Raw genomic sequence first — 16,523 nt, 5'->3', positions numbered from 1 at the left:
GTCGTCTTTCTGTGTGAGTTCTTGGTCGTTCTCACTGACCATCGCACGATGGCTCACCCCGTCGCGGTCACGACGCCGCGGGCCCGAAAGACCACCACCCCGCGGGACTCCAGGCGTGACAGGCCGCTGACCAGACAGGGTCGGCGCGTCAGAGAGCGGTGTAGGAATCCGCCATTTCCCGTGGAATCCTGAGTCCGGGACCACCGCCAACTAGCGTGGAATCCCTGGGGTTATCCGCCATCTCGAGCGGGAACCTACAGTAGTAGTTGCCAGGCCGACCGCTCCCGAGTCGGATCCGGTATGTCGCGCCGACGATGCGCCGGGCAGCCCAATCGTCCGACACGAGCAGGACCTTTCGGCACGGCGTGGCCGGGGGCAGGAGCTCGCGGCGGTGAAGGAGCGTCAGCTGGTCGGTGTCTGAGCCTGTTCATAGCCTAGAATGGGTGCCCACGGTAGGCTTTTGGTGATGACCCCGACGACTCGAACTCAGCGCGCAGCCGTGCTGAGCGAGCGTCTTCTGATAACGAGGATCGTTACTGCTCTCGGCCTGGCGCTCCTGCTGATGTTGGGCATCGCCGCTGCTGGACACCTCGAGACCGATGGCACCACGCCGGTGCCGCTGGGAATGTCCGCACTCGTGGACCCGCACGTCGAGCCGCTGAGTGGCGGCGCCACCGATGCACGCGACGGCAGAGAACAGCAGACGGTGGTTGGCGAATCCTCGGGGGCCAGCGCGCTGATGGGGGCAGCGCTGTGTGTTCTGGGAATGCTGTGCGGGCTGGTGCTCGCGGTGCTGACTTACCGGCTGTGGCGCAGCCGCGTCCTCCCTGATCGTGGGATCTGGCCGCGGGTACTCTCGCTCTTTCCCCACCCGTCGACGATTTCGCGGGTGAGCATCCTTTCGCTGACGCAGTTGAGCATCTCCCGAACCTGACATTCGGCGTGCCGTCCTTCCGGGACGGCGATTCGCCCCGGGCTCACGCCCGGGTTCTGTCATGTGTCGTGTCTTGGTTTGGAGTACTCGAATGAAAACCCCTGTGAAGGCGACGTTGGTCACTCTGGCTGTGGTCGTCGTGATGGTGCTGGTCGCGATCATCTATGCGCTGGTCAATCAGAACCCCACCCCGGCTCCCGGCGAAGGAAGCAGCACCGGCACCTCCGTGGTGGGAGAGAGCTCGCACGTTCTGGATGACGGTGGTCCGGATGCGGTGACGGTGGTGGAGTTCCTGGACTTCGAGTGTGAGGCGTGCGGCGCGTTCTACCCGATCGTCGAGGATATCCGGGAGAGGTACGCCGGCCAGATCACCTACGTGGTGCGATACTTCCCGCTGCCCGGTCATTTCAACTCGAAGAACGCGGCGATCGCCGCGGAGGCTGCCGCACAGCAGGACCGATTCGAGGACATGTATCACCGACTGTTCGAGACACAGGCGGAGTGGGGTGAGGCGCAGGAGTCTCGTGCCGAGCTGTTCCGCGGCTTCGCCGAACAGCTCGGATTGGACATGACCGCCTATGATGCGGCCGTTGCCGATCCCGCCACCACCGAACGCGTGGAGCTCGATTTCAACGAGGGACGCGCTCTGGGGGTCGGCAGCACGCCGACGTTCTTCGTCGGCGGGGAGAAGCTCGAGCTGCAGACGCTGAACGACCTCGAAGACGCAATCGCGGCTGCCCTCTCCGGTGGTCGGTGATGCAGACGAGCCTGTCGCACCGACGAGTGATCATCGTCGGAGCCGGGCAGTCCGGACTGGCAGTTGCCGCAGCGTTGAATGCCAAGGGCCTGCGCCCGCAGCAGGATTTCGTCGTGATCGACGCGGCTCGCAAGGGGCAGCGCAGCTGGGCATCTCGATGGCATTCGATGGAGCTGCTCAGCGACGCCCGGCATAGCGTGATCCCGCCTCGAGGGCTCCCCGGCGATCAGCGTCGGCGTCCCCGCGCTGACGAGATCGTCGACTATCTGGCCTTCGTCGAGGGGGGACTTCGTGTCGAGACGGTCTGGGGGGTCCGTGCCACCGGAATAGAGCGTCCCGGCACCGGAACCACTCTGCTGCTGTCCACGACCGCAGGGGACGTACAGACCCGCAACGTCGTGTGCGCGACCGCCGCGGCAGCGTATCCGCGTGTGCCGGAGTGGGCTGCGACCCTGAGCGTTCCAGGCGTCGTGATGCACAGCAGCGACTACCTGTACCCAAACCAGATCGAGCCGGGACATGTGCTCGTCGTCGGAGGCGGCAACAGCGGGGTGCAGCTGGCACGTGAGCTGACCACTTCTCACACGATCACCTTGTCTATACGCACCCCGCGGGGGCACCGGCCGAGCGCCAGCTACCCGTCAGCTGCCGGACAGGCAGTCTCGTGGCTCACCCGCAGGCGGCATCCCGAACCGGTGTTCGGCGACAGCTACGAGCGGCTGCGCCGCGCCGGGGTCTCCATCGTTCCCGCGGCGACTGCCGCAGACGGCGGCGTGGTGACGCTCGCTGATGGCAGTGAGCTCTCACCGGACTCCGTGATCTTCGCCACCGGCTACGCACCGGGTGATGACTGGCTGCCGGATGCCGCGCACGCCGAGCGGGGAGCCCGTACCCGGACCGGGATCCCGGGACTGTTCGTCGCCGGTATGCCGCAGTACAGCGGCCGCGGTGCGGACACCATCACCGGGGTCTGGCGAGACGCCACCACAATCGCCCATCACATCATCAACCGTCCCTGAAAGCCACGCCATGTCATCCTCCCCGCCCACCGAGGCCACCCCGATGCTGCTCAGATGTCGTCCTGCCGCATTCGTCGCCCTGGGGGTGAGCCTGCTGCTGGCAGCTGGCATGGTGCTCTCGACCGCATCATCCGCGGCCGCACATGACAGCATCGTCTCGGCCACCCCCGATGCTGACGCGACCATCGGCGTGGCGCCGCAGGAGATCTCGCTCACCCTCGAATCGGCCGCGGTTCCCGAGAGTGCCCCCACTCCCGAGCTCACCGCCACGAAGCAGGCGCTTGAGCCATCTCCTATCCGTTCCACCGCCGAATCCACGGACGACGGCTACGGCGGTCAGGCCTCCGGCGGGGGAGAGCTCTTTCCCGTGCTTGCTGTCATCAGCGGCGTGGTCATCATCGGCGGCGCACTGATCGTGGTGCTCATGGTGGCCTGGGAACGCCGCCGCCGCGACCGCGCCGCGACAGAAGCGACCCGGGCACAGCCCTCGACGGAGGAGAAGACCGATGGCTCGTAACAGCGGCACCCGACTCGCGGTCGCCTGCATGATCGCCGCGGTGGTCGTGGTGATCGACCAGGCCACCAAGGCGGCGGCGGTGTCGGGGCTGAGCACCCAGCAGCGCATCCCCCTGCTGGGTGATCTGCTCGGACTGCAGCTCGCGTTCAACCCCGGTGCGATCCTCTCCCTGGGCGCTGGCTTCACCGGGCTGCTGACGCTCGTCGGGGTGGCTGCCGTGGTGCTGCTGGTGATCGCCGTCGTCCGAGCTCGCACCGTGTGGTGGGCTGTGGGACTCGGGTTGATCCTCGGCGGTGCGATCGGGAACCTCATCGACCGGCTGTTCTCTCCACCCGGGTTCGGCGTCGGGCACGTCACCGATTTCCTCGCCTACGGCACCTGGTTCATCGGCAACCTCGCCGACGTCGCGCTCGGCGCTGGCGTGATCCTCCTCGCCAGCGTTCTCTGGGCACACCGGGGAGCAGCCACCGCGCGCCGCGCCGAAGCGGCGACGAACGAGCCCGAGCCTGTCGCGGAGGCGCGGAGACCATGATGGCCAAGCAACGCATGCCGTCCGTCTATCAGCGCAATGCTTTCGCCCCGGGGCTGCTCGCAGCCGTCGTCCTGTTCCTGGCGCCGGCGCTGATGAGCGGAGACTGGTTCCTCCTGGTGCTGTTCGTCACCGCGATCCTCGCTGTCATCGTCGGCTGGTTCGCCGTACAGGCCAGGCAGTGGTGGTGGCTTCCGGCGTTCGCCGCGATAGCGGTGCTGTGGAACCCGCTATTCCCGTTTCCGTTCTCCGGGCCACTCTGGTCGTTCGCGCAACCGGCTGCCGCGGTGATCTTCCTGGTCGCCGGAGCGATGATCAAGGTGCGTCGCTCGTGACTCGCCGCCGCGTCTTCGCCGCCGTCTTCGCGCTGCTGGCGGTCAGCGTGGTGACTGGCTGTGCGAGCAACGATTCGCTCGCCCAGCAGTATCGGGACGGGAACGAGAAGGGCTACATCGCCGGCGACTTCCAAGTGGTGCAGATCCTGGAGTCCGACCGCGGTGAACCGGTCGCTTTCGAGGGGCTCACCGAGACCGGCGAGAGAGTGACCAGCGACGACTACCGCGGCGGGGTGCTGGTGGTGAACTTCTGGTATGCCGCGTGCGGTCCGTGCATCGTCGAGGCGCCGCTGCTCGAAGAGGTCTGGCAGAGGTACCAGGACCAAGGCGTCGCATTCCTCGGCGTCAACACCTACGACCAGCCCGCCACCGCCCTGTCTTTCGCTCGCGACAACAACGTCACGTACCCGAGCGTGATCGACGTCAACGACGGCAAGGTCAAGCTCGCGTTCGCGCAGGTCACCCCGATCCAGGCCACCCCCACCACGCTGGTGCTCGACCGGGACGGGAGAGTCGCTGCCCGGGTCATCGGCCAGCTGGCCAGCGCCTCCATCCTGGCCACCCTGGTCGCCGACACCCTCGCCGAGGAGAATCCGTGATCAACCCCGGGCCTCTGGTCGTCGACGGTGCTCTGTGGATCGCGATCCCGATCGCGGCCCTCGCAGGCCTGGTCTCGTTCATCTCCCCTTGCGTGCTGCCTCTGGTGCCCGGCTACCTCGGCTACCTCGGCGGCGCCGCCGGCAGCAACCCGGGTGCCGCCGGGACTGGGTCGACGGTAAGGGCGGAGCGCACCCGCCTGCTGCTCGGCGTGGGCCTGTTCATCGCCGGGTTCACGGTGGTCTTCGTCACCGTGACGATCCTGGGCGGCACGTTCGGGCTCCTGCTGCTGCAGTACGCCAACATCCTCACCCGACTCCTGGGGGCGGTTGTGATCGTCCTCGGCCTGGTGTTCATCGGGTTCTTCGGTATCGCCCAACGTAGCCTCCGTCCTCGGATCCAGAGCCGCGCCGGCCTGATCGGCGCCCCGCTTCTCGGGTTTGCGCTCGGAGTGGGGTGGACCCCCTGTATCGGTCCGACGCTCGCGGCGATCCTGTCGATGTCATGGAACCTCGGCGATCCCACCCGAGCCGGCCTGCTTGGTCTTGCCTACTCGCTCGGGCTGGGTCTCCCGTTCCTCCTGCTCGCTATGGGCTGGGGGTGGGCTTCGCGCTCGGTGTCGCTTCTGCGTCGCCACATCCGCGCCCTGAACATCATCGGTGGCGTCCTGCTGGTGTCGCTCGGGGTTCTCATGGTGACCGGGTTGTGGACCATGCTGATGTCCGCTCTGCAGCAGGTGGTGATCAATGTCCCCGTCCCGCTCTGAGACCGGCACGGTTGTCGACCCGCTGCGCCCCGCTGATCACCGCGACTCCGACGCCCCGTCCGAGATCAACGGTCCTGCCCTCGGTGTGGGCGGCTGGGCCCGGTGGGCGTGGAGGCAGCTGACCAGCATGCGCACCGCCCTGGTGCTGCTGCTGTTCCTCGCGATCGCCGCCGTCCCCGGGTCGCTGTTCCCGCAGCGCACCGCCGACCCCAACGGGGTCACCCAGTGGCAGCGCGACAACCCTGACGTGTTCCCCCTTGCCGACGCGGTCGGCCTGTTCGATGTGTACTCGTCCCCCTGGTTCTCCGCGATCTACCTGCTGCTGTTCGCATCCCTCATCGGCTGCGTCATCCCCCGGGCCAAGCACCACTACAAGGCGCTCCGGTCCGTGCCGCCGCGCACTCCCGCACGACTGTCCCGCCTGGTCGACTATCAGGAGACGATGATCGCGACCGACGAAGCCACTGCGGATCCGGCCGGGGATGCGGTACGGCTAGCGCAGCACCAGCTGCGTCGAGCCGGTTACCGAGTCCACCGTTACGACGAGCCGGGGTGGGCGTCGGTCTCGGCCGAGAGGGGGTATCTGCGGGAGACCGGCAATCTGGTCTTCCACATCGCTCTGGTCGGGGTGCTCGTCTCGGTCGCGATCGGCGGCGGGTTCGCCTACACCGGCCAGCGGGTCGTGGTGGAGGGCACGACGTTCGTCAACGCGCTCAGCGACTATTCCTCCTTCAACCCCGGCCGCTTCATCGACGGCACCCGCTTGGCCCCGTACTCGATCACCCTCGACGACTTCCGGGTCTCTTATCAGCTGCCCGGCATGCCCGGTGCCGGGCAAGCGGGTGACTTCTCCGCCGACGTCACGATCCGCAGTTCCGGTCGGGACGACCGGACCGAGAGCGTGATCGTGAACTATCCGATCACCGTCGCCGGTGACCGCATCTACCTGCTCGGCAACGGCTACGCCCCCACCCTCACCGTCCGTGACGCCGCAGGAGAGGTCGTGTGGAGCGAATCGCAGCCGTTCCTGCCGCAGGACTCGAACATGACATCGCTCGGGATCATCAAGATTCCGGACGGGCTTCCCGAGCAGCTTGGGCTGGTCGGCTTCTTCTACCCCACTCAGGGTGTGCTTCCCTCCGGAGCGTTCACTTCCGTTTACCCGGACGTGGTCAACCCGGTGCTCACTCTCAACGTGTTCAGCGGAGACCTCGGCATCGATGACGGCACACCCCGGTCGGTGTACACCCTCGAGGTCGACGGACTCACCCAGCACACCGGCGGCGACACGGGGCTGGACTCCCTCGAGCTCACCCCCGGCGCCACCGTCAACCTGCCCAACGGGTGGGGCACGATCACCTGGGAGGCAGCGTCCGAGCAGGAGCCGGTGAAACGGTTCGCGTCACTGCAGATCCAGCACGATCCCACCAGCGGATGGGTGCTCGCCTTTGCGATTCTCGCCATGGCGGGACTGTTCGCCGCTCTGTTCGTGCCCCGCCGACGCATCTGGGTCAAAGCCCGAACCGTCCCCGCGGGCGTACACGTCGAATACGCGGGCCTCGCCCGCGGCGAAGACCCCACGCTCCACACGGCCGTCCGTGATATCGCGAACGACCACGCCGCCGCTCTGAACCGCGCGCGCGGCGCGAACCCCGAAGGAGAGACCCGATGAAATGCCCCGTTGATGACACTCTGCTGCTGGTGAGCGAGCGCGCCGGCGTCGAGATCGACTACTGCCCCGGGTGTCGCGGCGTCTGGCTGGACCGCGGCGAACTGGACAAGATCCTCGACCGGGCCACCGACACCCGTGCCCCGCGATATCCGGAACCCGGTACCCGTGATATCCGCCACGACAGGGGCGACTCGCACCAGGGCCGGAACGGGCGTCGTCGCCGCGACGGGCTCCTGGGAGAGCTGTTCGACTTCTGATCGCCTGACCAGACATGACATCGTGAACGACTGGATCCCTGGCACGCCGCCGACTTTGCTCAGCTTGCTCAGCCCCGCGCCGTTGCCGTTCCCGCTGCTGCCGCTGGTCGCCGCCGTGCTTGCTGCCGCCTACCTCGCCGGCGCGATCCGACTGTGGATCGGCCGGCGGCGGTGGCCGGTGTGGCGCACGGTCAGCTTCTTGCTCGGTTGCGTTGCTCTGGCTGCGGTCACCGGTCTGGGTGTGGAGGCATATGGGTACGCACTGTTCTCGGTGTTCATGTTTCAGCAGCTGACCCTCATGATGGCCATCCCCCCGCTGCTGGTGCTCGGATCCCCGGGCACACTCCTGCTTCGAGCCACACCCCACCACGGGCTCGGCCGGCTCATGCTCCGCATAGCACACGCGGGACTGCGCAGCCGCGTCGCGCGGTGGGCACTGAGCCCCTGGGTGGCGCTTCCGCTGTACCTGTTCGCGTTCTACGGGCTGTACCTCGCCGATGCCGCCGACCGCATCCTCCAAGCACCCGGGGGACACGTGGGCCTCGAGGTCGGGTTCCTGGTGGCCGGGATCCTGTTCACCATCCCGGTGCTCTCCGCCGACCCACTGCCGGTGCGACTCAGCCATGGCGGTCGCGCGCTGGACGTGTTCGCCGAGGCCGCCCTGCATGCGTTCTTCGGGGTGTTCCTGATGGTGGCGACCACTCTGCTCGTCGACGCGTTCGCCGCGCCCACGCTGGCGCTGGGCATCGATCCGATCGAGGACCAGCGTCTCGCCGGCGGCCTGGCCTGGTCATACGGAGAAGCGCCGACCCTGCTGATGCTGATCTTCGTCATGCACCGCTGGTTCCGCGATGACACCGCCCGGGATGCCGCTGCCGCCCGCTACGCCGACACCCATGGCGACCCCGAACTCGACGCCTACAACGCCTACCTCGACACGCTTCGTCAAAAGGACAGCAGCTGATGGCCACGACCACTCTCGCCACCGCGTTTCCGCCGGAAACGACCACCGCACCCCCTCTGGGTCGCACGGCACGGCTGCCATTGTGGGCAGCGATTGCGGTGGCTGGCGCCGGCGGGTTCGTGCTGGATCTGGCCACTCCGGCGATCGGGTGGTGGCCGTTGGCGCTGTTGGCAGTCACGATGTCGCTGGTTAGCCTGATCGGCCGCAGCGCCCTCACCGCATTCCTCGTCGGCACGGTTTTCGGCGTCGTGTTCTTCTTCACCCATCTGGTCTGGGTCGGGCAGTTCCTTGGCCCGGTGCCCTGGGTGGCTCTCGCCAGCCTGCAGGCCGTGCTGTTCGGTGCCGGGGCCATCCCGATCACCCTCGCCTACCGGTGGACGGAGCGGTATCGATCGCGTGGGGCTGTGCAGCTGATCGCCGTGCCGTTGCTGATCGGCGGGCTCTGGGCCACGCGTGAAGTCGTGATGGGGTCGTGGCCCTACGGTGGATTCCCCTGGCTGCGGATTGGTATGACACAGGTCGATGGCCCCCTGGTTCAGGCCGTCTCATGGACCGGAGCGACGGGACTGAGTCTGCTGGTCGTGGCCCTGTGCGCGGGCATTCTGCAATGGGTTCGCGCGGGCGGCATTCGGTTCTTGCGCGGGATCATCCCCGCCGCGATCCTTACACTCGTCCTCGTCGGAACCCCGCAATTTCCCACCACTGACGCTGGGACGCTTCGGGTCGGGTGGGTTCAGGGCAACGGCCCCGCCGGCTACTTCGACACCAAGGCGCCCGGCGAAATGCTCGACGTGCAGGCAGCCGCCTCCCGACCGCTGCTCGGACAGCAGATGGACCTGCTGGTGTGGCCGGAAGGCAGCGTGGATGCTGACCCCCTGCGGACACCCACGGTCGCGACTCGGCTGGACCGTGTCGTGGCCGAGGCGGGGGCGCCACTGCTGATGAACGCGGCCACCACCCGCGGTGCGGACGTGTTCAACACGTCGCTGCTGTGGACAGCCGATGTCGATGCCCGCCAGTGGCACGACAAGGTGAACCCGGTTCCGTTCGGCGAATACGTACCCGACCGTTGGCTGTATGAACGCATCGCCCCGGACCTCGTCGGGCTGATCCAGCGGGAGTACACCCCCGGCAGCAACCCGCCGATCGTCACCGTGAACGACGTCGGTGTCGGGCTGGCGATCTGCTTCGACGTCATCTACGACCAGGTGATCTGGGACGGTGCCCGCGCCGGCGCGGAACTCTACGTGTTCCAGACCAACAACGCCGACTTCCGAGGGACCGACGAGAACCTGCAACAGCTCGCCTTCGCGAGAATGCGCGCCATCGAAACCGGCCGGACTGTGGTCAACGTCTCCACCGTGGGCACCAGCGAAGTCATCGCGCCCGGCGGCGGCACGACCGACAGCGTCGGCGTCGACACCACGGCCGCGGAGATCAGCACGATTCCATTGCGCACCGGGCTCACCGCAGCCGTGTTCATCGGGCCGTGGCTGACCGGGTTGGTCCCCGTCCTCGCGGCCATCACCCTCATCGGGCTCGGGATCCAGGACCGCGTCCGGCCCCTCATCCCGCGTAAGCACGCCGAACCACGGAGGTCGACACCGCTATGAGAGCACCAAGACCCGTCGCCGAGGCCTGGTCCAGCCCGCCAGGTGGAGAACCGTCGAGCGACCAGCCTCGCGCGTTCCCCACACGTCGCAGTCTCCGGCAAGAAGGCTCCCCGTCGCGCACGATCGTGGACCCCACCCCGCGGCCGGCCGTCGCGGCAGCGCCATCGCGCGGTCGCCGGACGATGCATCCGGTGCGGAGACTGACTGCGCTCGCGATTGTCAGCGGACTGATCACGACCGTGGCGTTGCCCGCATACGGCGCCTGGCGGTCTACAGACCCCCTGCCACCGTCAATGCAGCGGGTCGCCTCGGAAGACGCGCAGTCTCTCATCGTGGCGTCCGACGCGACGCAGACACAGCTCACGCGCGACAGCTACTCGGCTACGACCCCGGAGGAGATCGACCGGAGGGAGGCGGCGGAGGCCGCCGCGTCTCGTGCTCGCGCTTCGGAGCGCGTGGCGTTGGTGCCGTTCGACTACAGCATGGTCACCCCCGGCAGCGGCATCGTGCGGTGGCCGGTAGGCGGCCCGTTCACCGTGACCGACCGGTTCGGCGACCGCGGCGGTGCGCATATGGGCACCGACATGGCCGCCGCCGGTGGCACCCCGGTCTACGCGTCCCTAGGCGGTGTCGTCAGCGTCTCGCAGGATGGCTATGGCGCCTACGGCGTCACCGTCATGATCGAGTCCGTCCTGAACGGTCAGCGCGTCCGCACCGTCTACCCACATATGCAGACCGGGAGCCGACTGGTCTCTGTCGGCCAGACCGTCACTGCCGGTCAGACGGTCGGACTGGTCGGAACCACGGGACGCTCCACCGGCAACCATCTGCACTTCGAGGTGTACATCGACGAAACCGCCATCGACTCACTGATCTGGCTGCAAGCGAACGCCGGCTGAGGCCCAAACCCCTGACAAAGAAGGCACCCACATCATGACCGGATCATCTGCGCTCACGCTCGATGGCATCTCACTGTTGCTGGTCTGGACCGCGATCGCCACCTACGTCCTCGCGTTCATCGCGTACACCATCGACCTCGCTCGTCGCTCCGTTCCCGTTGCCGTGCCGCTGAGGGACTCGGCGCTGGTCGGAGCAGCGACGGCACCCGCGGTCACAGATGCCTGGCAGGAACGGCGCCCGGTGGCCCCGGAGCCGGCACGTTCTCAACCGAGGCCGCTGTGGGCACGGCTCGGAACGGCGCTGACAATGCTCGGTTTCCTGTTCCACCTGGCCGGCACAGTCCTGCGAGGGATCGCGGCCGGACGGGTGCCGTGGGCCAACATGTACGAGTTCGCGCTCACCGGAACCGTCCTGATCGTCGCGGTGTACCTGCTTGTGTTGCGCCGCTACGACCTCCGCTTCCTCGGCGCGTTCCTCATCGGGATGGTGGTGCTGCTGCTGGGTGGCGCCACCATCACCTTCTACGTCGACGTCGTCCCACTCATGGACCCGCTCAAAAGTGTGTGGCTGGTCATCCACGTCTTCGTCGCATCCCTTGCCACCGCACTGTTCGCGATCGCCTGCGGCCTGTCGGTCACCCAGCTCCTGCAAGCCCGCCGCGAACGCCTCACGGCAGCCGCCCCTGCGGATGGCGCGCCACACAGCGGACCGCGGTTCCTGGCCACGCTGCCGCCCTCGGGAGCGCTCGAGTCCCTCGCGTACCGGTTCGTGATCGTCGGTTTCGTGTTCTGGACTTTCACACTGGTTGCCGGCGCGATCTGGGCCAATGACTCCTGGGGAAGATACTGGGGGTTCGACACCAAGGAGGTCTGGACCTTCGTGATCTGGGTGCTCTATGCCGGCTACATCCATGCCCGCGCCACACGGGGGTGGCGAGGTGCCCGCTCCGCGTGGCTGTGCATCGTCGGCTTCCTCGCGGTGCTCTTCAACTTCACGGTCGTCAACATGTTCTTCAAAGGACTTCACGCCTACTCCGGCCTGAGCTGACCCCAGGCGCACCGCACGGGTCGAGCGCTCGACCCGCAGGTCACAGGGCGGGCTTGTCCTCGTGGTCGATGCCGTGGTGTTCCTTTCCGCGCTCGAAGGCGAGGAGCCGGAGGGCGTTGCCGACCACGATCAGGGTGGATCCCTCGTGGATGAGGACGACGGCGCCGATGTTCAGGCCGACGAAGGTGGCGATGATCAGGAAGACGACGACGGCGAGGCTGGCGATCAGGTTCTGGCGGATGATCCGGCTGGTGGCACGGCTGAGCCGCACGGCGAACGGCACGCGCCCGAGGTCGTCGCTCATCAGGGCGATGTCGCAGGTCTCGAGCGCGACGGTGGAGCCGGCGGCGCCCATCGCGATGCCGATATCGGCGCGCGCCATCGCTGGGGCGTCGTTCACCCCGTCGCCGACCATGGCGATCGGGCGGTGGGACTGGGCGAGGCGGGTGATCTCGGCGACCTTGTCCTCGGGCAGCAGCTCTCCGATGGCCGTGTCGACTCCGACTTCACGCCCGACGGCGTCAGCGACCCGCTGATTGTCGCCCGATATCATCACGAGCCGCCCGACGTTCGTGCCGCGCAGCGCGGCGAGCACCTGGGCCGACTCCGCGCGGGAGGCGTCCATGACGCCGACGAGACCGAGGAACCGGTCGCCGCGCCGCACGATCATCAGCGTCTGCCCGGAGTCGCGGGCATGTCCGTACGCCGCGTCGAGCGCAGGAGGGAGGGTGATCTGCTGCTCGTCGAACATGCGGAGGTTGCCGACCTCCACCGTCTCACCGTCGATCGTGGCGCGCACACCGCGGCCGATCACCGCGTTCAGATCTGTGGCGTCGACCCGCTCGGACTCGGAGACGCGGTCGGCGAGATCGCGGACGATCGCTGTGGCAAGAGGGTGATCGCTGAGGGCTTCCACCGCGACCAGTGTCGGGATCAGCAGCGCTCCGTCGTCGCCGTCGACCGGGATGACCGAGGTGACGCGGGGAAGGCCCCAGGTGAGCGTGCCGGTCTTGTCGAATGCCATCGCCTTGACCCGACCGAGGGTCTCCAGGGGCGCGCCTCCCTTGACGAGCACGCCCGCGCGAGCGGCGCGGGCAACCCCCGCGAGTACGGCTGCGGGGGTGGCGATCGCGAGAGCGCAGGGACTTGCGGCGACGAGCACGGTCATCGAGAAATAGAACGCGTCGCTGAACTGCTGCCCGAACCCGAACATCGCCACCAGCAAGGTGGCCGCGACGCCGATGATCACGGCGGGCACGTACCAGCGCTGGAACCGGTCGATGAACTGCTGGGTCGGGGATGTGGCCTGGTCGGCGGTCCGGACGAGCTCGACGACTTTGCTCAGGGTCGAGTCGGCCGCCGTGGCGGTGACCTCGACCTCGAGCACTCCTGATCCGTTGACGGTTCCTGCGAAGACTCGGTTTGCTGCCGGCAGGGTGTCTATGGTGCGCATCGCACGCTCGGGATCGGTGACGGGTTCCTTCTCCACGGGGATGGACTCGCCGGTGACCGCCGACTGGTCGACGGCAGAGACGCCCGAGATCACGAAGCCGTCCGAGGGGATTCGTGAGTTCGGGCGAATCACGATGATGTCCGCGACCGCGATCTGCTCGACCGGCACCTCCACCGGCTCCCCGCCGTCGCGGCGGACCAGCGCCGTGCGAGGAGCGAGCTCCGCGAGGGCCTCGATGGACTTGCTCGCCCGGCTCAGGGCGTACTCTTCCAGGGCGTGTCCCAGGCTGAACAGGAACAGCAGCACCGCTCCCTCGGCCCATTTTCCGATCAGTGCGGCGCCGATCGCGGCCACGAGCATGAGGAAATCGACCTCGAACTTGCCTCGCAACGTCGAGGTGATCGCCGACCGGAAGGTGAAGAACCCGCCGAAGAAGTAGGTGGCGAGGAAGAACGCCAGCGGCATCCCGAGCAAGGGCATCCCCAACGCGAACTCCGTGATCATCCCGGCCGCGTACGTCACGCCGGACGCGATCGCAAACCACAGCTCCCACCGTGTCGAGCCATGCGCATGCTCATGTGCGTCTGTGGAAGGTGCTGCAGTTCGAGAGGTGCCTGTCATGCGTTCACCATACATCACAACATCATGATATGTTGTAAATGTGTATGATTATCGTATTCGGCGGGGGCAGAATGGTGTCCATGACTGATGAGATCCTGCACGAAGCGGATGGCGTGCTATCAGTTGCGGACGCCGAGCGACTTTCGGAGATCATGCAGGCTCTCGCCTCACCCGTGCGATTGCGTATCCTGAGCGTGCTGCGCGCCCGGCCGAGCACAGTCACAGAGCTCAGCGAAGAACTGGGGTCGGGACAGACCACCGTATCCAACCACCTGCGGCTGCTGCGACACCTCAGCCTCGTGGAGGGAAGCCGGGACGGACGTCACGTGCACTACGTGTTGTACGACGAGCATGTTGCAGAACTTCTGGATGAGGCCGTGGGCCATTTGTCTCACCTCGCCTCCGAATCCAAACGGGGTTAGCGGGGCGGGTTCAGAATCCGTGCATAGGCAACGGCCGGATTGGCTATCAGTGGCACGACATGGAAAGGAACCCGGTGAGCGCGAGCGGTTCACGTCGATCCGACCGGCGGAAGTGGACATCTGCTGAATACGCCTACGTGGCCTTGGGATTGAACGGCCTTTGTCTGCTGATCTTGTTCGCGAACCTGCTCGCAGGCAACTCCTGGTGGCAGGTCGCAGTTCCGCTTGCCGCGGTGTGTCTCGTTCTCGGTGCCGTGTCAGGGTTCCAGACGAGGCGATTGAGGATGAGAGAGCGTCAGGGACGTGACTGAGACCTAGGAAGGCCTGGCCTCCGGTTGCAGGAGTTCGCCGCCGCGCGAACCGTCGGACCTCCCTTCCAGTGTGTCGAATCGATTCGATACACTGGATCGTGGTGCCCTCAACGACACCGTCTTCCCATCTTCGACGCACGACTCGAGGGCACGAATGGCGCGCAGCCTGATCACCGGACACCCCTGGCGGGTGATCCTTCTGTTCTCCGTACCGTTGCTGATCGGCAACGTCGTGCAGCAGCTCTACCAGTTTGTGGACGCGATCGTTGTCGGTCGCCAGCTCGGCGTGGATGCGCTCGCGGCGGTTGGCGCGACGGGCAGCCTGCTGTTCCTCTTGCTCGGCTTTGCCTGGGGAATGACGACGGGCTTCGCGATCCCGACGGCGCAGGCCTTCGGCGCGCATGACGCCGCAGGGGTGCGCCGGTCGGTAGCTGTCGGGACGGTGCTCACGGCCGCAGCATCCGTGGTCCTGACCGTTATCGCGCCGCTGGTCGCCGAACCGCTCCTCGTGCTGATGCAGACGCCCCCAGCTCTGATTCCCCAAGCGGCGGTGTTCGCGCAGGTGAGCTTCCTGGGCTCGGGCGCGATCATGTTCTTCAACTACCTCTCGGCGATCATCCGGGCGATCGGCGATTCGCGCACTCCCTTGGTGTTCTTGAGCATCGCTTGTGCGCTCAACGTCGCCTTCGTCATCGTCACGGTCGGACCCCTCCAGTGGGGTGTCGCCGGAGCCGCGGCATCCACCGTCATCGCCCAGGCTCTCTCGGTGATCTGGTGCCTGGACTACGTGCGTCGGCGGGTTCCTGCCCTCCATGTGCACCGCGCCGACTGGCGACTTCGACGCGCGGAGGTGATCGACCACCTGCGGCTCGGTTTGCCGATGGGCTTCCAGGCGTCGATCATCGCGATCGGCACCCTGACGGTGCAGGTGCGGCTGAACGAGCTTGGCACCGCCGAGGTCGCCGCCTATACCGCGGCTTCTCGGGTCGACGGGCTTGCTGTAGCCCTCCTCCAGTCGCTGGGGCTTGCGGTGTCGATGTACGTCGCCCAGAACTTCGGCGCGCGGCGACCCGATCGCATCCTGCGCGGCGTCAGGCAATCCCTGCTGATCTCGACGATCGCCGCTCTCGTGATCGGTCTCGTTCTCGTCGCCTTCGGCAGCCAGATCGTCGAGCTGTTCGTTGGTCGCGGGTCCGAGGATGTCGTCTCGATGGCGGCTGCGATGCTCGTCATCAACGCCTTCAGCTACGCCGCACTCGGCATCCTGTTCGTGCTCCGCGGCGCCCTGCAAGGGCTGGGGCATGCCCTGATCCCGACCATCACCGGGATCGTGGAACTCGTCATGCGCGTGGGGGCTGCGATCGTGCTGGGCGCGATGTTCGGGTTCATCGGGGTTGTCTGGAGCAACCCGCTCGCCTGGATCGGTGCCACGCTCGTGCTCGTGCCCGCGTACCTCCACGCACGGCGCGCACTCCTGCGGATGCCGGTCTCGCCGCTCGCACCGACACCGACCACGCCCATCCCGATCGTCGGACCGACAAACGGATCGCTGGCGGTCGACGCGATCGTGACTGCCCCGGTGCCGGTGGTCGTGCCCGACAGGCCGCGGCGGCTGTTCGGGCGGCTCCCCTCGATACGCCCACGTCGCCGGCGCACGCGTCGCTGACAGACGCGCGGAGCCAGCCTCAGGTGCTGAGCGCGGCCGGCGTTCTTGCGCCGCAGGAGCTCGAACAGCTCGCCCGTCCGCACGGTGCGCAGCAGCGTCACCAGCCTGCGGAATAGGCGCACCCCTGAAAGTTGTTGCGTCAA

17 protein-coding genes are annotated in these 16,523 nt (G+C 67.1%); 16 read left to right on the top strand and 1 reads right to left on the bottom strand.

The window, feature by feature from the left end; all coding sequences use genetic code 11:
- Positions 1-466 precede the first annotated feature (466 nt).
- From BGO47_RS12965 to ccsB, 14 genes are all read left to right on the top strand, one after another.
- Positions 467-934, top strand: a complete 468-nt coding sequence (locus BGO47_RS12965; protein WP_228179434.1) for a hypothetical protein — start codon at positions 467-469, stop codon at positions 932-934.
- 91 nt (positions 935-1,025) lie between these two features.
- Positions 1,026-1,691 (top strand): thioredoxin domain-containing protein, encoded by a 666-nt coding sequence (locus BGO47_RS12960; RefSeq protein WP_292712522.1) that lies wholly within the window; start codon positions 1,026-1,028, stop codon positions 1,689-1,691.
- On the top strand, positions 1,691-2,710 hold the full coding sequence (locus BGO47_RS12955) for an NAD(P)-binding domain-containing protein (protein WP_292712520.1): 1,020 nt from the start codon (positions 1,691-1,693) through the stop codon (positions 2,708-2,710). Before BGO47_RS12960 ends, BGO47_RS12955 begins: the two co-directional genes overlap by 1 nt.
- Before the next feature lie 10 nt (positions 2,711-2,720).
- A complete protein-coding gene (locus BGO47_RS12950; RefSeq protein ID WP_228179431.1) occupies positions 2,721-3,227 on the top strand; it encodes a hypothetical protein in 507 nt (168 codons plus the stop codon).
- A complete protein-coding gene (locus BGO47_RS12945) occupies positions 3,217-3,759 on the top strand; it encodes a signal peptidase II (protein WP_292712518.1) in 543 nt (180 codons plus the stop codon). Before BGO47_RS12950 ends, BGO47_RS12945 begins: the two co-directional genes overlap by 11 nt.
- Positions 3,756-4,091, top strand: coding sequence for a DUF6804 family protein (locus tag BGO47_RS12940; RefSeq protein ID WP_228179429.1), 336 nt, complete (start codon positions 3,756-3,758; stop codon positions 4,089-4,091). Before BGO47_RS12945 ends, BGO47_RS12940 begins: the two co-directional genes overlap by 4 nt.
- A complete protein-coding gene (locus BGO47_RS12935) occupies positions 4,088-4,690 on the top strand; it encodes a TlpA disulfide reductase family protein (protein WP_228179428.1) in 603 nt (200 codons plus the stop codon). Before BGO47_RS12940 ends, BGO47_RS12935 begins: the two co-directional genes overlap by 4 nt.
- Positions 4,690-5,454: a cytochrome c biogenesis CcdA family protein gene (locus BGO47_RS12930; protein ID WP_292712527.1), complete on the top strand. Its 765-nt coding sequence runs from the start codon at positions 4,690-4,692 to the stop codon at positions 5,452-5,454. The genes BGO47_RS12935 and BGO47_RS12930 overlap by 1 nt, the downstream gene beginning before the upstream one ends.
- Entirely contained in the window at positions 5,435-7,126 is a 1,692-nt protein-coding gene (locus tag BGO47_RS12925) for a cytochrome c biogenesis protein ResB (RefSeq protein ID WP_292712515.1), read from the top strand. Before BGO47_RS12930 ends, BGO47_RS12925 begins: the two co-directional genes overlap by 20 nt.
- Positions 7,123-7,383 (top strand): zf-TFIIB domain-containing protein, encoded by a 261-nt coding sequence (locus BGO47_RS12920; RefSeq protein ID WP_228179427.1) that lies wholly within the window; start codon positions 7,123-7,125, stop codon positions 7,381-7,383. The genes BGO47_RS12925 and BGO47_RS12920 overlap by 4 nt, the downstream gene beginning before the upstream one ends.
- Before the next feature lie 22 nt (positions 7,384-7,405).
- Positions 7,406-8,347, top strand: coding sequence for a cytochrome c oxidase assembly protein (locus BGO47_RS12915; protein ID WP_228179426.1), 942 nt, complete (start codon positions 7,406-7,408; stop codon positions 8,345-8,347).
- Positions 8,347-9,960, top strand: coding sequence for an apolipoprotein N-acyltransferase (gene lnt / locus BGO47_RS12910; protein WP_292712512.1), 1,614 nt, complete (start codon positions 8,347-8,349; stop codon positions 9,958-9,960). Before BGO47_RS12915 ends, lnt begins: the two co-directional genes overlap by 1 nt.
- 191 nt (positions 9,961-10,151) lie before the next feature.
- Entirely contained in the window at positions 10,152-10,859 is a 708-nt protein-coding gene (locus BGO47_RS12905; protein WP_292712510.1) for a M23 family metallopeptidase, read from the top strand.
- A gap of 34 nt (positions 10,860-10,893) precedes the next feature.
- Positions 10,894-11,907: a c-type cytochrome biogenesis protein CcsB gene (ccsB, locus tag BGO47_RS12900; RefSeq protein WP_292712508.1), complete on the top strand. Its 1,014-nt coding sequence runs from the start codon at positions 10,894-10,896 to the stop codon at positions 11,905-11,907.
- A 40-nt stretch (positions 11,908-11,947) separates the two neighbouring features.
- Here ccsB and BGO47_RS12895 read toward each other — a convergent pair whose 3' ends face one another.
- On the bottom strand, positions 11,948-13,981 hold the full coding sequence (locus BGO47_RS12895; RefSeq protein WP_292712506.1) for a heavy metal translocating P-type ATPase: 2,034 nt from the start codon (positions 13,979-13,981) through the stop codon (positions 11,948-11,950).
- 80 nt (positions 13,982-14,061) lie between these two features.
- Between BGO47_RS12895 and BGO47_RS12890 the strand changes: the two genes are divergently transcribed.
- Complete coding sequence (locus BGO47_RS12890; protein ID WP_228179421.1) at positions 14,062-14,403, top strand: metalloregulator ArsR/SmtB family transcription factor; 342 nt, start codon at positions 14,062-14,064, stop codon at positions 14,401-14,403.
- 465 nt (positions 14,404-14,868) lie between these two features.
- Complete coding sequence (locus BGO47_RS12885) at positions 14,869-16,380, top strand: MATE family efflux transporter (RefSeq protein ID WP_292712503.1); 1,512 nt, start codon at positions 14,869-14,871, stop codon at positions 16,378-16,380.
- Positions 16,381-16,523: the final 143 nt, after the last annotated feature.

It is taken from the genome of Microbacterium sp. 67-17, assembly GCF_001898325.1.
GTDB lineage: Bacteria > Actinomycetota > Actinomycetes > Actinomycetales > Microbacteriaceae > Microbacterium > Microbacterium schleiferi.
This window is presented reverse-complemented; position numbering and strand designations above follow the sequence as displayed.